15 protein-coding genes are annotated in these 25,763 nt (G+C 49.3%); 12 read left to right on the top strand and 3 right to left on the bottom strand.

Annotated features, from left to right (window positions below; genetic code table 11):
- Window positions 1-95 precede the first annotated feature (95 nt).
- The 3 genes from AC50Y3_RS27310 to glgD all read left to right on the top strand — a co-directional run bounded on the left by AC50Y3_RS27310 (window position 96) and on the right by glgD (window position 4,241).
- Window positions 96-1,376 (top strand): ArsB/NhaD family transporter, encoded by a 1,281-nt coding sequence (locus AC50Y3_RS27310; RefSeq protein ID WP_494821870.1) that lies wholly within the window; start codon window positions 96-98, stop codon window positions 1,374-1,376.
- Between the two features lie 652 nt (window positions 1,377-2,028).
- Window positions 2,029-3,195, top strand: coding sequence for a glucose-1-phosphate adenylyltransferase (locus AC50Y3_RS27305; protein ID WP_494821869.1), 1,167 nt, complete (start codon window positions 2,029-2,031; stop codon window positions 3,193-3,195).
- A complete protein-coding gene (gene glgD, locus AC50Y3_RS27300; protein ID WP_494821868.1) occupies window positions 3,171-4,241 on the top strand; it encodes a glucose-1-phosphate adenylyltransferase subunit GlgD in 1,071 nt (356 codons plus the stop codon). The genes AC50Y3_RS27305 and glgD overlap by 25 nt, the downstream gene beginning before the upstream one ends.
- A 108-nt stretch (window positions 4,242-4,349) precedes the next feature.
- Here the strand turns inward: glgD and AC50Y3_RS27295 are convergent, their stop codons facing one another.
- On the bottom strand, window positions 4,350-5,654 hold the full coding sequence (locus tag AC50Y3_RS27295; protein WP_494821867.1) for an aminotransferase class I/II-fold pyridoxal phosphate-dependent enzyme: 1,305 nt from the start codon (window positions 5,652-5,654) through the stop codon (window positions 4,350-4,352).
- 225 nt (window positions 5,655-5,879) lie between these two features.
- Between AC50Y3_RS27295 and AC50Y3_RS27290 the strand changes: the two genes are divergently transcribed.
- On the top strand, window positions 5,880-6,665 hold the full coding sequence (locus AC50Y3_RS27290; protein ID WP_494821934.1) for a helix-turn-helix domain-containing protein: 786 nt from the start codon (window positions 5,880-5,882) through the stop codon (window positions 6,663-6,665).
- 102 nt (window positions 6,666-6,767) lie between these two features.
- Complete coding sequence (locus tag AC50Y3_RS27285) at window positions 6,768-7,310, top strand: hypothetical protein (RefSeq protein ID WP_494821866.1); 543 nt, start codon at window positions 6,768-6,770, stop codon at window positions 7,308-7,310.
- A 64-nt stretch (window positions 7,311-7,374) separates the two neighbouring features.
- On the opposite strand, the gene AC50Y3_RS27280 is transcribed toward AC50Y3_RS27285, so the two are convergent.
- Window positions 7,375-8,010 carry a pyridoxamine 5'-phosphate oxidase family protein gene (locus tag AC50Y3_RS27280; protein ID WP_494821865.1) on the bottom strand — a complete coding sequence of 212 codons (636 nt, stop codon included), beginning with the start codon at window positions 8,008-8,010 and terminating at the stop codon, window positions 7,375-7,377.
- A gap of 161 nt (window positions 8,011-8,171) precedes the next feature.
- Here AC50Y3_RS27280 and pdxR point away from each other — a divergent pair, with 161 nt between their 5' ends.
- Complete coding sequence (gene pdxR / locus AC50Y3_RS27275; protein WP_494821864.1) at window positions 8,172-9,677, top strand: MocR-like pyridoxine biosynthesis transcription factor PdxR; 1,506 nt, start codon at window positions 8,172-8,174, stop codon at window positions 9,675-9,677.
- A gap of 78 nt (window positions 9,678-9,755) precedes the next feature.
- Here pdxR and asd read toward each other — a convergent pair whose 3' ends face one another.
- Window positions 9,756-10,544, bottom strand: coding sequence for an archaetidylserine decarboxylase (gene asd / locus AC50Y3_RS27270; RefSeq protein WP_494821863.1), 789 nt, complete (start codon window positions 10,542-10,544; stop codon window positions 9,756-9,758).
- Between the two features lie 154 nt (window positions 10,545-10,698).
- On the opposite strand from asd, the gene AC50Y3_RS27265 reads away from it, so the two are divergent.
- The 6 genes from AC50Y3_RS27265 to AC50Y3_RS27240 all read left to right on the top strand — a co-directional run.
- The gene (locus AC50Y3_RS27265; protein ID WP_494821862.1) at window positions 10,699-10,989 is read left to right on the top strand and encodes a transposase; all 291 of its coding nucleotides are present in this window, start codon (window positions 10,699-10,701) and stop codon (window positions 10,987-10,989) included.
- 108 nt (window positions 10,990-11,097) lie between these two features.
- The gene (locus tag AC50Y3_RS27260) at window positions 11,098-12,288 is read left to right on the top strand and encodes a glycosyltransferase family 4 protein (protein WP_494821861.1); all 1,191 of its coding nucleotides are present in this window, start codon (window positions 11,098-11,100) and stop codon (window positions 12,286-12,288) included.
- Between the two features lie 410 nt (window positions 12,289-12,698).
- Window positions 12,699-12,839 carry a hypothetical protein gene (locus AC50Y3_RS27255; protein ID WP_494821860.1) on the top strand — a complete coding sequence of 47 codons (141 nt, stop codon included), beginning with the start codon at window positions 12,699-12,701 and terminating at the stop codon, window positions 12,837-12,839.
- A gap of 45 nt (window positions 12,840-12,884) precedes the next feature.
- Window positions 12,885-13,823: a stalk domain-containing protein gene (locus AC50Y3_RS27250; RefSeq protein WP_494821859.1), complete on the top strand. Its 939-nt coding sequence runs from the start codon at window positions 12,885-12,887 to the stop codon at window positions 13,821-13,823.
- Window positions 13,824-13,832: 9 nt separating this feature from the next.
- Entirely contained in the window at window positions 13,833-19,943 is a 6,111-nt protein-coding gene (locus AC50Y3_RS27245; protein WP_494821858.1) for a glycoside hydrolase family 78 protein, read from the top strand.
- A 303-nt stretch (window positions 19,944-20,246) separates the two neighbouring features.
- Window positions 20,247-25,763: hypothetical protein (locus AC50Y3_RS27240; protein ID WP_494821857.1), on the top strand; the 5,517-nt coding region annotated here is incomplete at its 3' end.

Raw genomic sequence — 25,763 nt, 5'->3', positions numbered from 1 at the left:
TACCGGAGGAGCCTGTCACTGACAGGCTTCTTTTTGTTGTCTTTAATTAGTAAAATTTTACAGGTCAGATCATTATCGAATTGGAGGAAGAAATTATGGAACAACAAGCCATTTGGGCAATTATGATTTTCTTAGTGGCATACGCGCTCATTCTATCAGAGAAAATACATCGGACGATCATCGCCATGTTAGGCGGCATCGCAGTGGTGCTGTTTGGTATCGTAGATCAATCTACGGCGCTGCATCACATTGATTTCAACACACTGGGATTGCTGGTCGGCATGATGATCATCGTGTCGGTAACGGCTGAAACGGGTATTTTTACTTTCGTAGCGATAAGAGCGGCTAAGGTTGCGAAAGGGGAACCGATTCGTATATTGATTGCCCTATCACTCATCACAGCGGTCGGCTCCGCTTTCCTGGATAATGTAACGACCATTCTATTGATCGTCCCGGTAACGTTTAGCATCACAAAGCAGCTGCGCGTTGCGTCGATGCCGTTTATTGTGACGCAGATTATTTCTTCAAATGTAGGCGGGACAGCGACGTTGATTGGAGATCCACCGAATATTATGATCGGAAGCGCCGTGAAGGAGCTGACTTTTATTGCTTTTATCGAAAATATGGCTCCGATTGCTGCACTGATCATGGCGCTCTATATCCCGCTGTTTATCGTTCTGTACCGAAAGAAGCTTCATACGACGGATGAACGCAAGCAACGCTTAATGGCGCTTGATGCAACGAAGTTTATTACGGACCGTAAGCTGCTTATCACAAGCATGTCGGTATTAGCTGCGACGATTGTGTTCTTCTTCCTGCATCAGGCATTGCATGTGGAATCAGCGACTGTTGCCCTTGCCGGAGCGTTCGTGCTGCTGTCACTTACAGGCGAACATCGGATGGAAGAAGCCATTCGTAAAGTGGAATGGACCACGATCTTCTTCTTTGTCGGTCTCTTCGTCCTCGTATCCGGTCTGGTCGAAACGGGAGTCATCGCAGAGCTTGCCGCAAAGGCGATTTCGTTAACGGAAGGCAATGTCGCAGCCAGCTCTATGCTCATCCTATGGCTTAGCGCGATTGCCTCTGCATTCTTGGACAATATTCCTTTCGTGGCTACGATGATTCCGATGATTCAAGAAATGGGAGCGATGGGAGTGGGAAACGTGGAGCCCTTATGGTGGAGTCTCGCGCTCGGTGCATGCCTGGGAGGAAACGGAACCTTAATCGGTGCAAGTGCCAATCTTATTGCAGCCGGCCTGTCTGCCAAGGAAGGGCATCCCATTCGGTTTCTCGCTTATTTCAAAATGGCGTTTCCCCTTATGCTTCTATCCATCGCCCTATCCAGCGCGTATATCTATATTAGATATTTGCTTTAGACAACCTTGCCATTTAGGAAGCAATCTCAGTCCGTTATCAATAGGACTAAGGTTGCTTCTTTTTCTATGAAAATTAACGACAATCCGTCAAGAAATCGTCGTTAAAAGGAGACTAGTATTTGTGGCAGCGCTTCATCCATGCGTTCAAGCAAAATAGAGGTGCAATAATGCAAATTCTTTTCGACAACGTACATGCCTGAAGGGTTTTCATGGAAAATGACAGTTTTATGCAGGAAGAAAAAGAAACAACAATTTTTATGGACGTTCTGTGAAAAATTGGAGAGAAAAGCATAAATAATGCGTTCGTACATAGATTATTTTATCCATTGCAAGAATGGTAACTAGTTCATTTCGACATGCATACGAAGCGGGACTGTCGAAACGTAGGGCACGAATGTGCTGGAAGTAGGATTCAAACTTTATGGCTGGAAGGTATACTGAATAACGAATTGAGGGCATTTCTCAAACCTATCAACTAACCAATTAGACCTAGTTTAATAATTTAAAGCTGGATTTTAATGCTGTTTTTCATTTTCAAATAAATGGAAAATAGTATATGTAAATAAGGATATATATTGTAGTTGAATCTGAACCATGTGGCGGCAGTTTTGGTGGTACGTAAGCTCGATCAGAGAAGGAGAAGATGTTGTTGATGAGCAAAAAAAGAATGGTGGCTATGCTTCTTGCTGGAGGCGAAGGAAAGCGATTAGGCGTACTTACACAGGAGTTGGCGAAGCCTGCAGTGCATTTCGGAGGGAAGTATAGAATCATTGACTTCACGTTAAGCAACTGTGTACATTCGGGCATTGATACGGTCGGTGTGCTGACGCAATACCAGCCTCTTGTACTGAACAGTTATTTGGGCAACGGCAGCCCTTGGGGGCTGGATAGACGCGATGGCGGGATGTCCATTCTACCTCCGTATATGAAACAAAAAGGCGGTAAATGGTATAAAGGCACGGCGAATGCGATCTATCAAAATATCGGTTTTATCGAGCAGTTCGAGCCCGAATATGTGCTAGTCATCTCCGGCGATCATATCTATAAAATGGATTACAATCGGATGCTGGAGCAGCATGAGGCGCGCGGAGCCGATGTAACGATCGCTTGTTTGCAAGTAGACTTGAAAGAAGCAAGTCGGTTTGGCATTATGCATGTCGACGATACTGGCGCCATTACGTCCTTTGTTGAGAAGCCGAAGGTACCAACGAGCAACCTGGCCTCAATGGGTGTTTATATCTTCTCGTGGTCGGCACTTAAGAAATATTTGATTCGTGATGAAGCCAATGAACTTTCGGGTAATGATTTTGGTAAAGACGTTATTCCGGCTATGCTCGATGATGGGATGAAGCTGGATTCCTATACGTTTGACGGGTATTGGAAGGATGTCGGCACACTGGAGAGCTTATGGGAAGCGAACATGGATCTGCTCGCGAAGACGCCTTCCCTTAATCTGAATGATAATCATTGGCCGATTTATTCGGTTCAACCGAATCGTCCGGCGCATTTTGCGGGAGCTGGGGCAAAGCTATCGAATTCGTTAGTCACGGAAGGCTGCATTGTGGAGGGGACTGTTGTAGGTTCGGTGCTCTTCTGCGATGTTCAAGTGGGGCCGGACAGTCGAATCCAGGATTCGGTTATTATGCCGGGGGTGCGAATTGGCAAGGGAGCCAGCATCTACAAGGCAATTATCGCAGAGGGAACCGTTATCCCGGACGGGGCTACGATTGGCAGCCCGGAATTCAGTGAGGTTACGGTAGTGAATCATCATTCCATAACGGAGGTAGAGCAGCTGTGCAAGCAAATATTCTCGGCATAATCAATCTCATCCATGCACCGGATGAAATGGGGTCTCTTACGGCGAGTCGTTGCTTAGCTTCTGTTCCTTTCGGCGGCCAATATCGGCTGATCGATTTTGCACTATCGAGTATGGCAAACTCCGGCATTACGAAGGTCGGCATATTCGCCCATACGAAATATCGCGCTTTGATGGATCATCTTGACTCGGGCAAACACTGGGATCTTCAGCAGCGGGATAGCGGGTTATCCATTATTCCGCCGTTCATTACGGAACATGCGCATGAAACGAAACGCGGCGACCTGTATCACTTTTATCAGAATCGCGATTACTTTATGCATCATTCTTGCGAGTATGTTGTGATTACACGCGGTTATATGATCTGTAACGTGGATTTTAAACCGGTAATTGCGTCTCATCAGGCTAGCGGGGCGGATATTACGATCATCTGCAAGCAGATGAATAACTTGCTGGGCGGCAAAGCACGGAAGGTCAAGACGGATCCTAGCGGCCGCATCACCTCCATCGAGAAGATGGCGGACGAGTCGGACAATGATCTGATTTCTATGGAAATGTATATCATGCGCATGGAGCTGCTGCTTGATTTGGTCGATACCTCTTTGGCGCAAGGGCAGGATCATCTCGTGGAGCATGCCATCATGGGCGGGGTTGATCAGCTTCATATTCAGAGCTATTTGCATGAGGGCTGTTTAGGCGTGGTCAATACGTTAGCGAGTTATTACGAGAACAGCATGCAGCTGCTGCGTCCCGGTATTCGTAAAGGGTTGTTTGCTCAACAGGGAAGCATCCTAACGAAGCTGAACGACGAGCCGCCTGCACGGTATGTCGAAGGCTCAAGGGCAAGCAATTCGATTATCGCCAACGGCTGCATCATTGAAGGGACCGTGTTGAACAGCATCCTGTTTGAAGGGGTTCATGTACGCAAAGGAGCGGTCGTCCGCGATAGCGTAGTCATGTCTAACAGCATTATTGATGCGGATGGATTCGTGGACCATGTGATCCTGGATAAAGACGTCCGTATGACGTCAGCAGAGAGGTATGCTTAAAGGGACTTGGTGCGGCGGAATATAAATAGGGCAGTGAGGATAGGTCGTAATCATGACCTTCGCTCACTGCCCTTTTCTGCTTTGTGGAAACTTAGCAGAAGCTTCGATTTATTTGCTGGCAACCGCGACATCTTGAACGGCTTTGTAGATCGTATCGAACAGCTCCTCGAGGTTCTCTTCTTCAATGCAAGAGAAGGCTACACGAAGGTCGGTTTCGCCAAGCGCGATTGTACCGATTTCGTAAGCGTCGAGCAAACGGGTACGGACGGTTTCAGCTTCTACGTTGTTCAGCTTGAGGCACATGAAGTAGCCGGAGTTGAACGGATAGTAGGACCAAACATCGCCGTAGCGGCCGCTGTCGAGCAGCTCTTTCACGCGGTTGGCGCGGCCTTTCATAATCGCGTACTTCTCTTCCTTCTGCGGTTCGAAGTCCTTCGATTGCAGCGCATGAAGCACGAAGGTTTGGGAAGGATGCGGGCCGCTGGAAATCGTCGCACGGATGATGCCAAGTGTCTTCTGCTCAAGTGCAGCAAGCACGGCATCGGATGCACTCGCATACGTAATGAAACCTACGCGGAAGCCCCATACGTATTCTTCCTTCGTCGCGCCGTCGACTTTGATCGGCAGCACGCGAGGGTGAAGATCGGACAATTGACCAAACAGCGATTCGTGCATGGAGCCTTCGAAGAACAGACCGAAGTACGCATCGTCGGTCACGACTACAACGTTGATGCCGGCTTCTGCCGCATCGCGGATTACCCCAACGATTTCAACGCCTTCTTGCGCGCCCGGTGTGTAACCGGTCGGGTTATTCGGGAAGTTGAGTACGACGATCGCTTTGCCTTTGCTCTTCTGAGCAAGCAGGGCTTCGCGAAGTCCGTCGCTGTTGAAGCGGTTCTCGTTGTTATAGAGCGGGTATTGCACGATTTCAGCTCCGCGGCGAATGCCGAAGGTCAGCTCGTAATTTTCCCAGTTCTTGTTCGGAATAATAACGGCGTCCTCTGCATCCGCGAAGAGATCCGCTACAATGCTGAGGCCATGTGTCAAAGCGTTCGTAACGACAGGATTGCCGTAGTTTTTATTTGCAAGCGAAGGGTTCTCCTTCAGCATTTTGCTGCGCCATGCGGCACGCAGCTCCGGCTTTCCTGCCGGTGGTGCATATTCATAGAGATCCTTCGGATTATAAGCGGAGAGCGTGTCTTGAATGACCTTCAAATGCATAGGCTGGCCGTTCTCAATGGCAATACCAATTGTTGCATTGTACTTCTTCGCCTTCGCTTTTGCTTCGGCTGATTGGCTCAAAATGCCTTCCTTCGGGAAATAAATAGCTTTACCGAGTGTTGACAACATGGCGAATACATGACCATTCTCTCGCTCAATCGTCGCGTTCAATTGCTGGGCAAGTGGGTTCATCGACTTCATTCATCCTTCCGGCGTTTCATTCTCGTTTGGTTTCCATTGGAAACCGTTTAGGAGATATTATATCACTTATTGGGAGTGGAAGGCCATGTTACAATCACATTTTTGTAACAATTATTTCATGGGGGCCGTCCATCCAGCAGGGTGTCCATATTGGCAAAGGAATCGCAGTATTGTATGATGACAACGATATTGTTTTTGCAAACGGAGGAAGCTGAGATGCTGCACTGTGCGCCGACATCTTTTCAATTAAAACCCGCGCTAGCCAAAATCGTCTGCGAGCCGGGCTGGAAGTGGCAAAAGCGCGAAAAACCGCTGGCGAATTACGACTTATTCTATGTATGGAGCGGCAGCGGAGAAGTTAAATTAAACGGCGTGCCTTTTTCTGTCAGTAAAGGGAGCTGTTTTCTATTTAAGCCGGGGGATTATACGAGTGCGACTCATAACCCGCAGAAGCCGCTTGTACTGACTTATATTCATTTTGACGTTTCGGAGAAGGTAGGCATCGTGCCGCAATCTTATCGGATGCTCAAGGAAACGGTAGATTTCGAGCATCTGTTGTCCCGTTATGTACGATTGTTTCTTGTGAAGACCTTCGCCGCGGAGGAAGAGGCGCAATTGATCTTAAAGCAGCTCATGATTTACTTGCTGCGCGAGGATCTGGAAGGTCCGGTAGAGCGAAAGGTCAGCAACCAATTGACGGAAGCCATTCATGAGGTGGCCAACTATATTCGGCAAAACCCCGGGATCGCGCATCGAGTGGAAGATTTGGCACAGCGCGCCCAACTGTCGCCGAGATATTTCTCGATCAAGTTCAAGGAACTGATCGGTTCATCGGTGCAGAACTACATGATTCGCACGCGTATCGATCGGGCGCAGCATTTGCTCATGCATGCCGGCATGAATGTGACGGAAGTCGCCGATGCGCTGGGGTATCGCGATATTTTTTTCTTCAGCAGGCAGTTTAAGCAGTATACAGGAAAGAGCCCGTCGGAAATCCGATAGGCTCTTTTTTTGTTCGTTATAGGTACAGGCAGTTCCTCAGTAGCTTCAGGCTAAATAATATAGAATACAGCATAGTCTGAATGAGCGGAGAGAGGCGAAAATATGGCCGAGTCAGCTAAGAAAGCCCGTATTTCATTATCGGCGCCTGAATTCACGTACTTTAATGAAATCAAGTATTCTGTAGGGAATGACCCGCTTGTGCAAGTTGATCCTTTGCGTAGATTGGCAAGCGGCAATTATTTGGTTACGCTGCGCGTAAAAGGGACATTGAAAGCGAAAGCACTCGCTACACTTCTCGTGCTGAACAACAATTTGGGAAGTTATCGGATACTGGTGCAGGTGCGAGACAGCCAAGGCAAGCTGGTAATGCCGATTACACGAAGCCTTACTCCGCGGACCATCGCAATCCTCTTCCGCCGGGCATTTTGCACGAATCGGCTGTTCAAATTTGTTGCAGTAAGGAATAATTTCGGCCTAGTATCCGTATATCCGGTGTTTAAAGTTTTTGTCGTCCAATTCTATAATGATGATCTATCGGACTTCTATAGCAACTATAATAACGTGGCCGCAGCAGTCTTCCGAAGCGTCCTCAGAAAAACGATTCAAGGCGCGACGATTCAATGCTCAACAGCTCAGAAGAAGTAGGATGCAGGCATCGCAGCAAGGCAGTCTGAGGGCTGCCTTGTTCTGCTGTGCTAACACATTGGCATTAGTCTCCTATGGCTTTCGCATGAGGACAGTAGCGCTGCATGAGGGCAATGGTCTCTGCATCCATCGGAAGGTCGCGCTTAGCGAGCTGATCTGTGATCGTTGCTTTCTCAGCTGTCTTTAGGTTCTGTCCGAATTTAAACTTCCCTGTCATTCGGTCGGCATCAATCCGTACTACAGCTACCCCCTTCAGACGCGGAATATAGTCGGGGTCGCTTGCATCGATTGTTTTGTAGCCGCCTTCCGGCTGCAGCTTGCGCATGAGCGCTTCGAGCGCTTCCGCTTTCTCATTCGGATCATCGACAACGGCAGCGCAGCCATCTATGCGGACCGATTTGAAGAAAGCCGTAGCCGGACAAGCCATAAGCGGATCGGTGAAGTACGAAGGAATGATCGCATATTCTTTGGCGACCATGAAGCTGACGCGCTCGTTCGCTTTGAGCTGCGTCATTTTCTCCCCGGCTCTGCTTCCGTGGAAATAAATGCTCCCGTTCACATAGACGAAATTCAGCGGAGTCATGTTTGGCTCGCCGCTTTCTGAAACGGTCCCCAGAAACCCGAAGCTCATCTCGCCCAGGAAGCTTTCGATTTCCTCGTAATCCTCTTCTTCATTCATCGCGAATTCTTTCCTGCGCATCGTGAATCCCCCCATTACTTTGTGAAATAGTGCCCGCGCGCCGGACTTAATAGGTATGAGCATACTGCGATTATTGACAATTAAAAAGATCCAATTTAGTCTATTTTCACTAGACCAATTATCGGATGAGCATTTAGATGGGGCAGGTGGGTTTTATGGATATGGATTTTCGCATTCCCTATGAGCGGTACTATGAGGAACTCGGACGCAAGACAGAGGCGCTTTTTCATGCGCTGCGCGAAGGAATCATGAGCGGAACGTTAGCGGGAGGGACGCGGCTGCCTTCCAGCCGGAAGCTGGCTGAGCTGTATGGTGTGTCGCGCGGTTCCGTGAATCAAGCGTACGATATGTTGATTGCGGAAGGGTTTGCGTGGGCTGAGGGCGGGAGTGGAACTTTTGTAAGTGCAGCTTCAACCGGGGAAGCGATTGGGAATGGTGCGGTTGGGGCAGCAACCGGTGCCAGTGCGGATATCACGTTATCAGCTTGGGCGGAGCAGCTTACCGCATCCAGGAAGTTGTTCACGACCATCGAGAGTCATCCTGTCATGGAAGCAGGCGGCTCGGCGGTGGTCAGCTTCAGGATTGGACATGTAGATTCCTCGCAATTTCCGGTGGAGGAGTGGAAAGCCGCGATGCATGCCGAGATTCGCGAGATGATGGCTGCTTTCCCCGCTATTAGCAGTGAAGTCGAAGGCTACCTGCCACTTCGGGAAGCCATTGCGAAGGATCTGCGACGTGAACGGGGGATACGCGCGGATGCATCGCATATTTACATTACAAACGGCTCCATGCATGCGATCGCGCTGTTGTCCATGCTGCTCGTACGTCCGGAATTGCCCGTGGTGGTTGAAAATCCGAGCTTTAATGGAATTCGCAGAGCGGTTGCTGCCACTGGAGGTGAGATTCTTTCAGCACCTGTGGACAATGACGGCATAGTGCCGCAGGACTGGCCGTCTAAGCTGCTTGTAGTGACGCCTACGCGTCAATTTCCTACAGGTGCAGTGTTATCGGCAAAACGGAGAGTGGAGCTGCTCAAGTGGGCGGGGAGACAAGGAGCCGTCATTATTGAGGATGATTACGACAGCGAGCTGCGCTGGGGAGGCAGGCCGGTAGAGCCGCTGAAGGCGCTCGATCGGGAGGATCGAGTCGTCTACATGGGAACCTTCTCGAAGACGATGTTCGTTGAATTGCGCATTGGTTATGTGGTGCTGCCTGCGTCCTTGGCACAGCCGTTTCGCCTTGCGAAAGCGCTGCTGGAGCCGCATCCTTCCGCGCTTGTTGAACAGCGTACGCTGGCACATTTCATCATGAGCGGCTGTTACTCCCGTCATTTGCGGCGAATGAAGCGGGTCATCGGTCGGCGGCTGCTTGCGTTTCGCGAACACTTCGAGCCGCGTCTAATGAGGTGGTTCAGGTTTGTTCCTGCGGATGCGGGACTTCATGTGTATGCCGAGTGGCGAGGCGATAGGGCAAGCTATGCCCGTCTTAAGGATGCGTGTGAGGCGGCTGGCATACTTTGGTCTGTCGGTGATTCGTCCTGGGAAGGGGAAGAGCCATACAATTCGGTATTGTTTGGCTTCTCTCATCTGACAGAGGAACTGATCAAGGCTGGAGCAGAGCGGATTGAAGCGATAGCAGTGTCGTTGTTTGGGGACGGGGCGGAGTGAGCGGTACCTTGTTTCAAGTACACAAACAAAAAAGCTGTCTCAAAAGTCGGAAGTGAGACTTTTGGACAGCTTTATTCGCTATGTGTTGGAAAGGGTGCCGAGTTTCTCGCCCATGCGTACTTTAAGTCCTGTCTTCAAATCCGGACGCGGGGAGAAGCTGTCATCCTCGGTTAGCAGTACAACGGTTGAACCAAACTCGAAGTATGCAAGATCTGCACCTTTGTCCATGCGTTCCTGAAGGGGCAGTACATATTTGATACTGCTGACATTCATTGCGCCAACCTTAACGATGGCGGTCTCTGCGTTTGCATGTCGCATGTAGGTGATGAGCCTTTCATTGCGGCTCAGCACGCGGCGCATATGCCGGAGGCCGAAATCGTTGACAGGATAAACTTTGCCAAGTACATGCTCGCGTTCCACAATCGTGCCTGCAATCGGCGTATGTATGCGGTGATAGTCGGTCGGGCTAAGGTACAGCACCATATAGTAGCCATTCTTGTAATTCTCCATGCGGGGAGAGCGATTGAGCAGCTCTTCGATGGTGTAATCCTGGCCTTTGACATTAAGAATCGTGCCTTGCTCTATCGGACCGCAGCCTGTAATGAGTGCATCAACCGGGCTGACAAGCGCAGCGGGGTCTGCATCAACCAAACGTGCGCCGGGCTTCAAGCGCCTTGTGAAAAACTCATTCAATGTAGAATAGTCATGCAGCTGTTTCTCGGCTTCCTCTATAGCGATCCCGTACATACGAGCGAATCTTGGAATAAAGCGCCGGCTAGCGGGCGACTGGGCAAATCGACCGGTTATTCGCGAAATCCATTTGCGCGAGCTAAGCTCAGTCATGGATCGGAGCAGCCATTTGGTCATGCCGGTAGTTCACGTCCTCTCTGGATTAAACGGGGGTTTATCGTGGTGGTCTCCGACTAGTTTGACATATCGCGACTCATTTATCAATAGAGTTCCCTGGAAGCACGTTTAAGGGCGGAATATGTATGCAAATACTGTCATATGAGGTGATCGAATGACAGGCTTAATGCTCATTGGAGCGATTGTTGGGGGCTTTATTTTGGCGGTGCTTCGGGTCAAGTACGATAGTCTTCGAAAAATCATTGATGGGCTGGCGGTTCTGGCCTATCTGGGGTTCTTCAGTATTGCAGCGAACAGTGTGGCGAGGACATTGCTCGACGATACCGTTTTTATGACACAGGTGCATGAGGTGCTGCTGAGTCCGATTTTTCTGGGGAGCGGCGCTTATCTGGGACCGTATGGATTATGTATGCTACTGCAGCAATTGTGGAGCAGACACCGGTAAGTTGGATGCAGCGGAATCGTTGGAATGGGGCCTCTGTCGGAGTCAGCGAGCGAACCTTGTACGTATGATAGGAGAAGCAAGCTGTTGAAAGAGAGGCGGGCTTCGTTCATGGCTAGAGCTAGAGCCAAAATCGCATTTGTGACACCGGGTACGTATGTGCTGCCTTCTCAAAGCAGCAGCTCCGTGGAGCGCGTTGTAGAGAAGCTTGTGCCACTGCTTGTTCCTCGTGTGGAAGCCTATATATATGGGAGATCAAGCCGGTCGCTGGATAATAGGACGATGCTTGGCGGCGCGTCCGTGGTTCGATACCCGGCTCACAATAAACGGTTATATTTGAAGCGGGTGGGCCAATCCATTATGACTCACCAACCGGATTTACTCCAGATCGAGAATAGGCCTCATTATGCCTTGAAACTAAGAAGGCTGCGGCCGCAGAGTAAAATATGGCTGAATCTGCATTCCTCGACTTTTATCCGCAAACAAGCCATAAGCAGCGCGCTCCTTACCCGGAGTTTCCGAGCGGCTGATCGCATTATCGTGAATAGCGAGTATTTGAAAGAGGACGTAGCCGCTAGGGTGCCGGAATGTGCCGACAAGCTGCATGTCGTGTATCCCGGAGTCGATACGGAACGTTTTCAGTCGCAGTACTCTTTGACGGGGGCTTATCGCAGGGCTCAGCTGCGAACTGAACGCGGTTGGTCGGGCAGAAGCGTGATCTTGTTTATGGGCAGACTTCTTGCAATCAAAGGGGTCCACCATTTGCTGAAGCTCATGCCTAAGCTTGTGCAGCAGCATCCTTCGGCGCTTCTGGTTATTGTAGGCGGCGCGTTCTACGGTTCCAAGCGTACAACTGCTTATGTGAGGCAGCTGCGGCAGCTTGGTCGGAAGCTGAAGGGACATGTGCAGTTCGTGCCTTATGTACCATATTCCGAAGTGCCGAGCTGGTTCCTCGCAGCGGATGTCGCTGTGGTGCCGTCTGGGAAGCGGGAGGCGTTCGGCCTAGTGAATGTGGAAGCGATGTCCTGTGGGTTGCCTGTCGTCGCGACGCGTGCCGGCGGTATGAAGGAAATTATCGAGGACGGCGTCACCGGTTATTTGGTCAACCCGGACGATGTGGTGAATGAGATGCGGGAGCGTTTGCTGGAGCTTCTGCGCGATGATCAGCTGCGTATGCGGATGGGGCGACAAAGCCGGGAGCGAGTGGAGCAGCACTTTACATGGCAGCATTCGGCTGAGCGATGGCTGGAGTTGTTCCGAGACGCACAGGTGGAAGCCGATGATGGGAGTGCGGGGGACTGATTGACGAGATAGTTAAGAGCGGAAGATAAGGGCGGAAGATAAGAGCAGAAGATAAGAGCAGAAGATAAGAGCAAAAGATAAGAGCGAAGAAGATTAGAATGAGAGATAAAAACTGTAAAATAAAGGTTGAAAAATGTCGAACTCCAAAGTAAGATAGGAAGTAACCAAAGAGAGATGTAGTAGGCAGCAAAGAATAACGTTGCGTACGAATTTTATTAAGACGACATGCAGGAAGCACCTGCTTGCGGCTGATTATTCAGCTTGCGAGTAGGTGCTTTTTTTGTGCGATTGGTTGGATGAAATGGTAGAAAATGATAGATTTCTCTCGTCGAATTGTAGCGAAAAGTGGTAGAATATGTTAGTTCCAATAAAAGCTGCGTAGTCAAATTCAACTTAGAGGAGTGTTTGGAATGAAGATGTTTTATTCGCTTGTGGTTGTAATTATGTTGATGGTTATTTCTTTAGGTGTGATGGGGATTGTGCAGGCTAGTAATGAAAAAGCGGGCACGCCGCGAGTGGATAGACCGGGAGATAATGTGGTGGAAGATTAATAGGATTTAGTGATCTGATGAAAATATTAAGGGAGATGTTGTGACATGAAAAACAATCTAATTAGTTCGGCAATAGCTTTATCGTTGCTAGTACCTATGGGTGCAGTGAGTGCAGATGCGCGTTCGAAAGTTAAGATCGTGAAGCCGGATGTATCCATTGAGGTTCTATATAATGCCCGTAAAATTGCATTCGACGTGAAACCTAAGATGGTTGATGGTACCGTGTTGATTCCTGTTCGGTACGTGTCGGAGAAGTTGCAAGCGACTGTTACCCAAGAAGGCAGCACGATTCAGGTCTTGAAAGGAAGCAAGACGATTAAGCTTACGGTCGGATCAAACGAAGCGGTTATTAATGGGAATAGCGTAACATTAGCACAGCCGGCCATCGTTGAGAATGGGCGTACGCTTGTCCCGATTCGCGTGATTAGTGAGGGACTAGATGTTCCTGTTCGATGGGATGCAGTGGCACAGTTTGTATGGGTGGGGAATGAGGATATTCCGAACGTCGAGGATGTAGCGGATCTAGTGGATATTAAACCGTTTTTACCCTATTACAAGGGGAGAGAACTTTATCTCGATGTCTATCAGACAGGACAACGGGCTACGCAAGCCTATGTTTTAGAATATAGTGATTTTCCGTTTATTTTGAATGAATCTATTTATTATCGGTGGGATTTGACGAAGGACACTAGCGGTGTCCCTTATATCAAATCAACAACCACTCAAAGTGGCTCGATGGGGACAGGGCTCTTTTATCTCTCGGATGTTAATAAATTCCGCAACCGACCAGAACTTTTCAATTTCCGCGAGTCTATTGGAGCGTTTCGAATTCACTATTACTTTATTGAATCCAGAACGGATCTTGATTCACTAGGAGATAAAAATTGGGCGAATTTCACGCTCAAAGATGCTCAATATATTGGAATTAGCAGCTCCGTTGGATTGAATTCAGCTCCTATCGTTGTCAAAAATCCATTCAACTAAGGAGACACCATGAAGCGTATAACGAGTATCATCCTTATTGTTACTTTAATATTCAGCATGTTTATTAACCTAGCCCCAGAGAAAGCTAATGCCGCCCTTGGAGATAATGCGAGTGTTATGCCTGTCCTTGATTGCAATACTGCAGGTGAAGCGCGGTATTATGCTGTTGGATTCATGTATTATGAAACATGGAGTAAAAACGACGGAACGTGGGATTCGGCAGATCCCGATGCGCCTGGAAAAACAGTCACGTTTACACATCCATATACCTTCTCCTTTACTGGAAGAAAGGTTCGCGATGTAAAAGTGTACAACTTTAAATCTGCAACGGATATGGATTTATATCAGCGGTCTCGGGCAGGATCAGAGGACTACCCAGAATTCTCAAAATTCGTAAGTTCCAATATTGGAACTCCCATCAAAAGCAATGAAACGGGAAAAGGCACTTCGAGCATTTCTTTTACGGCTTCTGCTCCAGCGGCATTAAACTCTGCAGATGTTTACGACATGAATTTTTTATTTCATGATACCTATTGTCCAACTTGTACACTACTCACAAAAATCAACCGCTATTATCTTCCGATTCTATTCGAATTCCAGCTCGACGGCGTACTGGAAGTTCATCACTACACAACGTCTGGCACGAATATCGATGCGGCCTTTACCGATCAGACGAAAAACATGACACAAGGCCAAAGCCAGTCTATCAATCCTGGAACGGCAGCTGGCTACACGTATAACGGCTATAAGAAAAGTACCTTAAGCCCCCCAAGCGGGGGATCGATCATTACTGGAAGCCCACCTTCCTTTGTATACGATGGGAAATATGATCGATACTATCTCAATCTTTACTATGATCAAGAAACGTCAGATGGCAAAGCTCATGTGCGCCATGTCACGACTACCGGCCAGAGTCTCAGTTCTGTGTTTCCTGACAAAACCATTGATTTAACGAATGGCAATTCTTTTACTCCAACGCATCCTTCAGCAGCGGGGTATGACTATGAGGGTTATGTAAAAACTACAACAGGCACGCCGCCGACGAATTTTAGCAGCCTGACAGCAGGGGAATACAGCATTCCAACCTACAATAGCTCATCCTTTAAAACGCTATATTTGTACTATGTCTATGATGTAGTCAGTGCTGGTAAGATCCACGTTCGGCACATGGTTCGTAACAGTTCGTCCGAAACTTATGTGCAGCAGACCGATGAACTGATTCCAGTTACGACTTTGCCGCATTCTCAAGTGGTTTCCGACAATTCAGCTACATACGGAATTCTTCAAGGTAAGAATCTTTCTTATGTTGCGTATTCGAACACCGTAACAGCTGGTTCGAGCATCAGTGTAAATTTAACCTCTGCTCTGCCGGAAGCGTATGTAACATTCTTTTATGAGAAACCAAAGGATACCGGCCCTAATAATCCACCAACATTTCAAATTGGATTTGTTTATCCATATGCTCCAACCAAACCGCTGACCCAAGTCTTAGAGGGAACGGTGCTCGATCTCATCTATATTGATGATCCATCAATCCCAACGCCCTTTGATCCAGATGGTGACCTTTTGACTTTCTTGGGCTTCGATTTTGCTGCAGGAAATGCATTTGTGCAGTCGATTCCATCGAAGAGCGTTGAATTTAATGACGGCCAGCATACATTGACTATGGACAAGCTCGGATCACACCGTGTGTGCGCACAGATGCGAGACGAGCATGGGGCTACGACAACAGCTTGTACAACCATTCAAGTCGTGCCGCCAAATCCAGTCCCGATCATCGATGGACCTTTAGAGGTTGTAGAGGGAAGGCCGCTGTCGAGTCCATTTGGTTCCACTCATAGTTACAGTCCCATTGCTGGCCGATCCATCGACCATGCAAGAGACGAGTGGACGAACAAAAAGACAATCTACACAACGCCTGGTACTGAAATTATTTCACTGCACGTTTATGATTCGATTGGATTGAAATCATTAGCTCCTGCCCAGCACACGTTGACAGTAAAGCCTGACTTGCCCCCAGATGTGACGATCACCGGCCCTTTGAAGCTGCTTAGAAACGTCACAGGCAACTATTCAATCGATATATTCAGTATCGACGGTGACACGATCGTGTCCAAGCAAATTAAAGAGCGTTACGATAAAGACAATGATGGTAACTTTGTTGAAGAAACCCCTGTCACCATAAACTACGGGACTGGGAAAATAGATCTTAAATACTTAACCGTTGGGAAGCGTCAAATTGAAGCCTGCGGAACAGAAGACTGGGGGAAAAGCGCCTGTGAATCCATCATCATAGACGTTCTTAATGATGCTCCATTTGTTTCGTTTGAGATGAAAGGCGAAAATTCTTCTCCGCCTATGTATGGGATGACGTACAAATTAAGGCCAAGTGATCTAGTATCTTCAACGTGGAAGAATATAAGTCCAGTGAAGCGATGGATCTGGGATAGTGAAGAAAACTCGCTGTCTAGTGTGGTCTCATACGGATTTAACCTTTGGAGAGGGCCTTCAAAAACAGGAATAACGGTTAGTCCCATGGTGGATCAAAGTGAGAGTACAGTCTTGTTTGATGATTACAAGATGGTTGTGGTTCCAAACAGCGCTAAATATGATCACGATATACAGATTTATAAAGGTTCGACTCTGCTGCGCACCTATCCGCAAATAAGTGTAGCCGAAATCGATCGAAGTTCAGAGTTGGTCTATGTTTTAGACGCGAGCTACGATTACCTTTATACCTTTACACAGTTGGCACTAGGACAGACTCCAGAACTAAAGATTAGTAATCCTACTTCTGGCTGGGGTGTTGCGGGAAGTGACCATTTCATTATTGGCACCCATTCTTTGTTGGCTAACAAGCCCATTAAATTTAACCTGGATTACAAAAAGGTATACACGACCAGAAACTTCCCGCAAATGTCCTTTAGTGGGCAAGATGCATCTGAAAATTTTCCATTCTCATCATCGTATACATTAAACTCCACAACAAATTTCACAGAAGATTTACCGGCTGGGGTGTTTTATGTTCCTACGGGAAAAGCACATGAGGGAGTGTCTATATCTCCATTAGGTTATGATGCAAACGGAAATGTTTACTATGAGTCTTTCGATAAGTGGTCTAGAACGCCATCGCAAGGATCTTCATCGAGTATGACTTTCTATGAGCTGGCATTGACTAAACTCGATGGCAAGACAGGAAAACCCATCTATACCATTAAGGATGGTACAATGTATGATTCTCAATTTGGGGGGTACAGTCGTAGTAATGGTTATAGTTTTGGAGGAAAGCTAGCCAGTAGTTTCGATGGCAGTAAGATTGGCTATATCGTCCGTTATAGCGGTACGCATAACTTAATCACTAGAAAGGCAAGCGATGGCAGCCTGCTTCTTTCCAAAGCTTTAACTGCAACTGACTTCATTATTGGATCATACAAAGACTACATTATTGTTCAAGCTGCTAATGAGATTCGCGCATATAAATTTAGCGATCTGTCACTTGCATGGACGACAACGGGAAGGATAAACGATGTTAAAGTCACGCCAAATGGATATATGTATGGCACCTATGATACACAGGTTCTTCAATTAGATTTAGAATCCGGTCAGTTAACGACACTTGCTACTATGGGAGCGTATATCTATTCTTTATCAACTTTAAAGGATGGACAACTAGACGTTGAATCAGGGTATAAAAGTCATTACCTTCTGGCATCTTCAACAATACTTGGTAGACATTATGATTCATACGGGCAGTTCTATAGCGATATGCTGCCAAAAGAGGATGATTTCTCATTAGGGTTTAAGATGAAATACAATTTCAAATTTCAAGACACCGATATATCATCTGGATTTTCATTCCGCATGGTAGATAAAGATAATATGTATCGGGTTGAAGCTTCTAATGATACCGTGCGTTTGGTGAAAATCGAAGATGGAACGAGAACGGTTTTATCGCAAGCTGCGTTCATCATGCGATCGGGGACGTACACTGCATTTACGGTTAAAGCATTGGCCGACAACATTAAAATTTATGTCAACGGTACTCCATTAATCGATGTAGAAGATCGTACATTTACTGAAGGCATGTATTGCCCCTATGGTAATACTGAATTAACGGAATTTAAGGATATGGAGCTTACGGAAATCACCATTAACAAGTCCTTGATGCTCAATACGGCTTTGGTTGGAGATAACGTATTCTACTCCCTAACCAATTTCGATACGGAGAATGACCCTTTAATCGATGCTAAGACGAAGTGGACGTATAACAAAGTAGCTGAGAAGTTCTTAGATGCAGGTGACGGTAAGTCCGGTCCTTCGAACTTATCAGGAAAAACGTTTACTACACCTAAATCTCCGTTTGATAAAATTGGCCTTTATGATGTGAGCTATACAACGCTTGATGATCCTAACGCTGCTCATTTATTCCCTGATATGACATTCAATGATTATCGAAAGGAATCAAACACGTACAGCACTCAAATCATTGTTCATCGCAGACCGATTTCAAACTTTGCACTTTCCACCAATGCGGATGGAACAATAAAGTGGACAGACTCCAGTTACGATCCAGACCGATATTTAAGTGCAACTAACTACTCTACAGAGGCTACAGGCATTGACTATAAAGTGACCAAAGGTGTTATGGAAAAGTCTTTTTACTACATTACGCCAAGTGGAACTATGGTCAATCAGAAACTCGTTGCACCTCAGGAGCTAGGGAAATATGAAGTGGGTATGAGTGTGAGGGACGAGTATCAAGCGTGGAGTACCTATTATGTGGTCACCATCACTATAACTAAACTCGCAGGAGCAAATGACCCGCCGATACCTGGCTTTACCACTACACCAGTAACTACCTATCGCGGGGTTGCGATCACAGTTGACTCAACAGCAAGTGATAAAGAGGATGGAGGGCGTGAAAATCTTCCTCATCAGTATTACATCTTGAGTCAAAGCACGGGAGTCGAAAGCTTCCAGAGCACGGTAAGGACGACATGGACCAAAACATTCAACACCTTGGGTACATTCAGTATCAGACAAGTCGTCTCCGATTTTCTTGGACAGGAAGCGCAAATAAGTAAAGATGTTCAGATTATCAATCGGAAGCCGGTTGCGGATATTTATATTCCAAGCAGTACGGATCAAAACAATCCGACTAAGATTACTGTTGTTCGCCCAACCTTTAAATGGAATTATGGAGATCCGGACGACGATCCACAGACCAAGTACCAACTCAAGATATATCGTTATGGTGGCATCTTAGAGAAAGATTCCGGGGTTCAGAGCGGCGCGCTCCTAAACTGGACAACTGATACGGATTTACCGGATAAGGTAAATATGTACGTGATCGTCCGCGTGTTCGACGGGTATGACTGGAGTGCTTATAGCTCGCCTAAATACTTCTACATTGAAACGAACCAGCCGCCTACCGCGGATTTTGACTGGCTGCCTAAACCCGTCTATGAAGGTGATGCTATTACGCTGACACATGTAATTGCAGATCCGGATAAGGATTATTTGGATGTGCAGTACTCCATAACGGACCCGGCCGGAGGCAGTCAGACGTACAATTACAACGGAGACCATCCTTACTCCACTTCAGGTCCGAGCTTCAGAGGTGTACTGCCAGGAGTTTATACTGCTCAGCTTACCGTTTCTGATGGGAAAGCCCCACCGGTCATCGTTCGTAAAACTATCACTGTGCTGCCGCTGTCGGTTTGCGGGCAAGTGAAGCATACGGAACTATGGGATGAACGCCGTCAGGAAAGTAATCTGGCGGTTAGCGGCAACGCGAATAGTCCACGAGCCTACTCGGTGTATTGGGCGGGGGAGAAATTTATGTTGTCTGGGGCAACGACTGCTACCGGAACCGCGACGAATGCTAATCAAGTGATGGTTACGATGAATGGGATAACGGTTAATCTTAATCCGGCCTATGCAGCGAAAACCTCTTGGACAGGAGAGATGTGGGAGGAGAGCTTTGAGGAACTAGATGATGGACCGCTGACATTCACGTTCAAAGCCTTCTACAATAATGGTACAGTCAAGACATCGAATGTGACGATCACGATTGCCGGCGATGTGCAACATACGGTCGGTGTTCATCGCGTGCAGTAGGTGTAATCTTGCAGTCAGAATAAGTGCAATCGAGCAATAGGTGTTGTTATGTAAAAAGTGCAAAGGATTAGGACAAGGCTGCTCCTTCTTGGGAGCAGCTTTTTCGCGCCTGCAATCTATGCAAGAGAACATGTTTCACCTCGCTGTCGACCAGGTCCTGTCGTTTTCACACAACATATTATTCCGAACGTTTTCAAGGCATTGGCCACCGTTTACAAATAATTTGACCTTTGACCATGTGACCAGCCCATGGGTGAATGCATATGATACCTATGACATTTGAGGTGGAAGAAGGAGAGGGCTATGGCGAAGAGCAGCAAAGGAAAAAGCCCCAAAGGGCGGAAGCCGTTATTTTATGTGGATAATCCGAACGCGTCGGAGTTGAAATGGCTCGAGGAATTGAAGAAGAAAAAGCCGACATCGGCGAAAACGGAAGAGAAAATGGTTCAAGTGAATGCAGCAGCACCTGTGCTGGAATCTCCGGAAGAGGTTACACAGCAGGTGGAGTCGGAGCAGCAGCCTCCTCAGCAAGAGGTTGAAGTTACCGCCGTGCAGGAAGCTTCGGAGGTCGTGGAACTTCAAGTGCCGCAACCGGAGCTAATTGTGGCTGCCTCGGAAGAGCCGGTCGCACAGATTCCACATACACAAACAGAAGAAGAACTACAGGCTTTGACGGAAGAAATTGAGCGGCTGGCCCGCGAGAACGAAGAAGCAGAGCGGCTTCATATGGAGCAAATGGAAGAGCTGTTGAAACAGGAGCTCTTGCGCAAAGAGGCGCTGGTGGCTGAGAAGCGTATGCCGGATTCACCGCTTCCTTTCATACACACCGATGACATCGCAGACAATGCCATTACATCGAATAAATTGGCATTTGGTTCTGTTGACTCCGATCGGATTAAACAGAGTGCGGTCATTACGAACACGATTGCCGATTTTGCGGTGGAAAGTATCAAAATTGCCAATGGTGCCATCATTTCGTCCAAAATCGCATCGGAATCCATCACGGGCGACCATTTGACGAAGAATGCCATCTCAGGCACTAAAATTCGCGACCGTTCCATAACTGGCGATAAGCTGCGCGACAACAGCATTACGTCGGAGAAGCTGGCTGACCGGACAATTAGCGCCGATAAGCTTGCGGAAGGGTCCATTGAAGCGAAACATTTGAAGCCGCTCATCGTTACATCGGAGCTGCTAGAAGATCAAACGATTACATCCAGCAAAATCAAAAGTGCTGCGATCCGCACCGAAAATATTGCAAATGAAGCCGTCTCGACCTCCAAGCTCGCGGAAGGCTCCATAACCCGCTCGAAGCTGCGCGATGGCTCGATCACAGGTGAGAAGATCAGCATTGGAGCGATCGACTCCTCGCATCTTCAACCCGGACTGTTGCTTGCGGAGCATGTAGCCCCGCGCGTGCTGTTAGGGAAACATTTGGCGCTGGGCGAAATTACAGCTACCCATTTGGTCGAAGGCGCAGTCGGCACCAGAGAGCTGAAGGCTGGTTCCGTAACGTCTGAATCCATCGCCCACGGAGCAGTCAGCTCGAAGGAGCTGCAAGATGGCGCTGTGAAGTCGCAGCATATCGCTCCCGCTGAAATCGGCACCGAGCATGTGCAGGATTATGCAATCTCATCTCCCAAAATTGCGGACCTGTCGATTTCCACGATTAAACTCGTCGATCATGCGGTTACAGCATCCAAGATCGCGGATCATAGCATTACGGCAAGTAAGCTGACTGACGATGCGGTACACGGCAAACACCTCAGCAGACTCAGCATCAGCGGCGACAAAATGTTATCCGACACGATCGAAGAACGCCACCTGGCGGAGAACTCGGTCGGTTCGAAGCAGTTGATTGATGACAGTGTAGCTACCGGTCATCTGACCAACGGTTCCGTCACAGATAAGAAGCTTGCGGCCCTGTCGGTGAAGCAGGTTCATATCAGCGCTGCTGCTGTCGGTCAAGTACAGCTGCAAGATGCATCGGTCAGCGAGCAGAAACTTATCGATGGCAGCGTAAGCAGTGCTAAGCTGGCTGAGCTGTCTATTCAGACTAAACATCTGGCGGATGAGTCCATTACGTTTGACAAAATCGCTCCGGAAGCGGTTCGCGCCTTCCATCTCTCGCCGGGAACGGTAACGGAAGAAGCGATCTCGCCGGAATCGGTCTCCTCCCAGCATTTGCAGCCGGGGCTTATCGAAGCGTATCACATCAGCGAAGGCGCGATTGAAACGAACGCGCTTCAAGATGGTGCAGTGAAATCCATTAAGCTGGCGACCGGCTCCGTATCGGAGCGGCATTTGGCGGCGGGCTCGATTCACTCTCACCATTTGGCAGATCATATCGTGAATTCCCTTAAGCTTTCGCCGGAAAGTGTTTCTACGGATAAACTGACGGATTGCGCGGTGACATCGAGCAAGCTGGCGGACAGCAGCGTAACGACTGCAAAGCTGGTAAACGGTTCGGTTACGGGAGATCAGTTGGCTTTTGGCTCCGTTACGCGTAAGCATCTGGCAAAAGGGGCAATCGATGCCGAGCATCTTGCGAAGGGCATTATCGGCGAACGTCATTTGTCCGCTGGTGTTATAGGCAGCGATGCGCTTGCACAAGGTGCGGTTACGGGCGATAAGCTTTCGCTCGGATCCATTAACGGCGGCCATCTTGGCAGCGAGTCAGTCAGCAGCAAGCATTTGGCAGAGCAATCCGTTTACGGCGCGCATCTTGCACCGGAGAGCGTTCGTGATGTTCATTTGAGCAACGATTCGGTAACCGCAGCAAAGCTGAGCGAAGGCAGTGTTGCGGGCTATCATTTGCAAAATGAAGCGGTAAGCTCCAGAGCAATTGAGCCTTCCGCGATTCATGGCCAGCACGTGGCGGCATCGGCGATTGATTCCAATCATATCGCAGAATCCTCGGTTGGCAGCATGCATCTCAAAATCGACAGCGTCCTGCAGCTTCATATGTCTGAGGAGTCTGTCGGTACGGATCAGCTTTGCGATGAAGCGGTAACAAGCTCGAAGCTTTCATCATTGTCTGTGCATGGCGATCACATTCAGCTGGAGACTATTGCGGGCAAACACTTGAAGGCAGAAGTCATTCAAGGGTATCACATCCGTAAAGGGTCGATCTCCCAAGCGCATCTGGCATCGGAGTTTTACACGTTTGATAAAGCCCCGGATGGCATCATCCATGGTATCAAAATCAAACGCGGTACCATCAGCAACGATACGCTGAGCGATGGAGCTGTCAGCAGCGCGAAGATCGCAAGCGGAGCGGTTGGGTCTGAAGCGATCGGCACATCGGCAGTCGGCGAAGGCCATTTGCAGCCGGGAGCGGTAACGCTTAGCAAAATTGCGCCGAAATCGATTGCCAGTGCGCATCTGACGGCAGGCGCTGTCGGAAGCGAAGCGCTGGGCGAAGGCGCGGTGATCAGCTCGAAGCTGGCAAACGGCGCAGTCGGCTCGGATGCGTTAAGCGAAGGCGCGGTCGAAAGCTCGCACCTAGCTAACGGTGCGGTTGGTACGGAAGCGCTGAGCGACAACTCGGTTACGAGCGAGAAGCTGGCTAAAGGAGCAGTTGGCGCGAAAGCGATCAGCGACGGAGCGATAACAAGCGTGAAGCTTGCGCATGGAGCAGTGAACACGGATGCGCTTGGCAACAGCGTCATTACAAGCGCGAAGCTGGCGCTCGGAGCTGTAGGATCGAAAGCGCTCGGTGACGGCGTGGTAACAAGCGCGAAGCTTTCGAGCGGAGCAGTCGGCACGGATGCGATCGGCGATGGTGTGGTAACAAGCGCGAAGCTGTCGAGCGGAGCGGTTAGCACAGAAGCACTTAGCGATAGCTCAGTGACAGGCGTGAAGCTGGCGAACGGTGCAGTTGGCACGAAGGTGCTAAGCGACGGAGCGGTTACAACCGCGAAATTGGCACTGGGGGCAGTGAGCACGGAAGCGCTCAGCGATAGCGCAGTGACAAGCGAGAAGCTCGGAATAAGTGCGGTAAGTACGCAAGCGATCAGCGATGGAGCGGTAACAAGTGCGAAGCTTGCGCTCGGATCGGTTAGCACGGAAGCACTGATTGATGGCTCAGTGACCGGCGAGAAGCTGGCTAGCGGAGCTGTAAGCGCAGATGCGCTGGGCGACAACGCGGTAACGAGCACGAAGTTGGCACTCGGTTCGGTCGGCACGGATGTACTCGCCGATAACGCAGTAACCAGCGCGAAGCTGGCCAAAGGAGCCGTAAGTGCTGAAGCGCTGGGCAACAGTTCGGTAACCAGCGCGAAGCTGTCAAGTGGGTCAGTCGGCACAGAAGCGCTTGGCGATAATGCGGTAACAAGTGCAAAGCTGGCAAGCGAATCGGTCGGTACGGCAGCGCTTATTGATAGCTCAGTGACCAGTGCGAAACTGGCAAGCGGAGCAGTCGGCACGGAATCACTCAGCGATAGTTCGGTGACAAAAGCGAAGCTCTCAAGCGGAGCAGTTGGCACAGATGCGCTCGGCGATAACGCGGTAACAAGCGCGAAACTGTCCGGCGGATCGGTCGGCACGGCAGCACTCGGTGATAGCGCGGTAACGAGCGCGAAACTGGCAAACGGAGCAGTCGGCACGGCAGCACTCGGCGACAGCGTGGTAACAAGCGAGAAGCTCGTAAGCGGAGCAGTCGGCACAGAAGCGCTGAGCGATAACGCGGTGACAAGCGCGAAGCTGTCGATCGACTCGGTCGGTACGGAAGCGCTCATCGATAGCGCGGTAACAAGTGCGAAGCTAGCGCTTGGTTCGGTCGGCACAGCGGCACTCAGCGATAACGCAGTAACAAGCACGAAGCTGGCAGGCGGAGCGGTAAGTACGAAAGTGCTGTGTGACGGAGCGGTAACGAGTGAGAAGCTCTCAAGCGGAGCCGTTGGCTCGGAAGCACTCAGCGACCACGCGGTAACAAGTGTGAAACTGGCGAGCAGCGCGGTCGGCACGGAAGCACTCAGCGACAGCGCGGTAACGAGTGAGAAGCTGGCAACCGGAGCAGTCGGCACGAATACCATCGTCGACGCAGCCGTAACAAGCGAGAAACTGGCTGGCGGAGCAGTCATTACGGAAACGCTCGGCGATCATGCGGTAACGAGTGAGAAGCTGGCACTCGGGTCGGTTGGCACTGACGCGCTTAGCGACAGCTCCGTAACGAGCACGAAGCTCGCACTCGGCGTAGTGGGCGAAAGCCATCTGCAGCACGGGGCCGTAACCTCGAACATTATTGCGCACAAAGCCATAGGCTCAGCGCATTATGCAGTTGGTTCCGTTGGCAGCGAGGCGCTTAGTGATGGAGCTGTCAGCGGCAACAAGCTGGCTAACGGCGCAGTAGGCGAGAACCAGCTGCAAGCCGGTTCGGTTACGCTAAGCAAGATTGCAGCACGTTCCATTACCACGTCGCATCTTATCCCGGGCTCTATCGAAAGTGCAGCTTTATGCAACGGTTCGGTGACCACGGAAAAGCTGGCAGTAGGCGCAGTTGGCACAGAAGCACTCGCTGATGGGTCAATTACGGCCGAGAAGCTTGCACCTGGAGTGCTTGCACCTACTCAGCAAACCTTGTCAAATGACTGCATCGAGGAAGGGCACATCGCCAATGGCGCAGTAAACACAGCTAAGCTTGCAGATGGCGCGGTACAATCCAGCAAGCTGGAGGACGGATCGGTAACAACCGAGAAGCTCGCTGAAGGCGCAGTAAACACAGCTAAGCTTGCAGATGGCGCGGTACAATCCAGCAAGCTGGAGGACGGATCGGTAACAACCGAGAAGCTCGCTGAAGGCGCAGTAAACGCGGCTAAG

Source organism: Paenibacillus sp. J22R98 (assembly GCF_059383835.1).
This window is presented reverse-complemented; position numbering and strand designations above follow the sequence as displayed.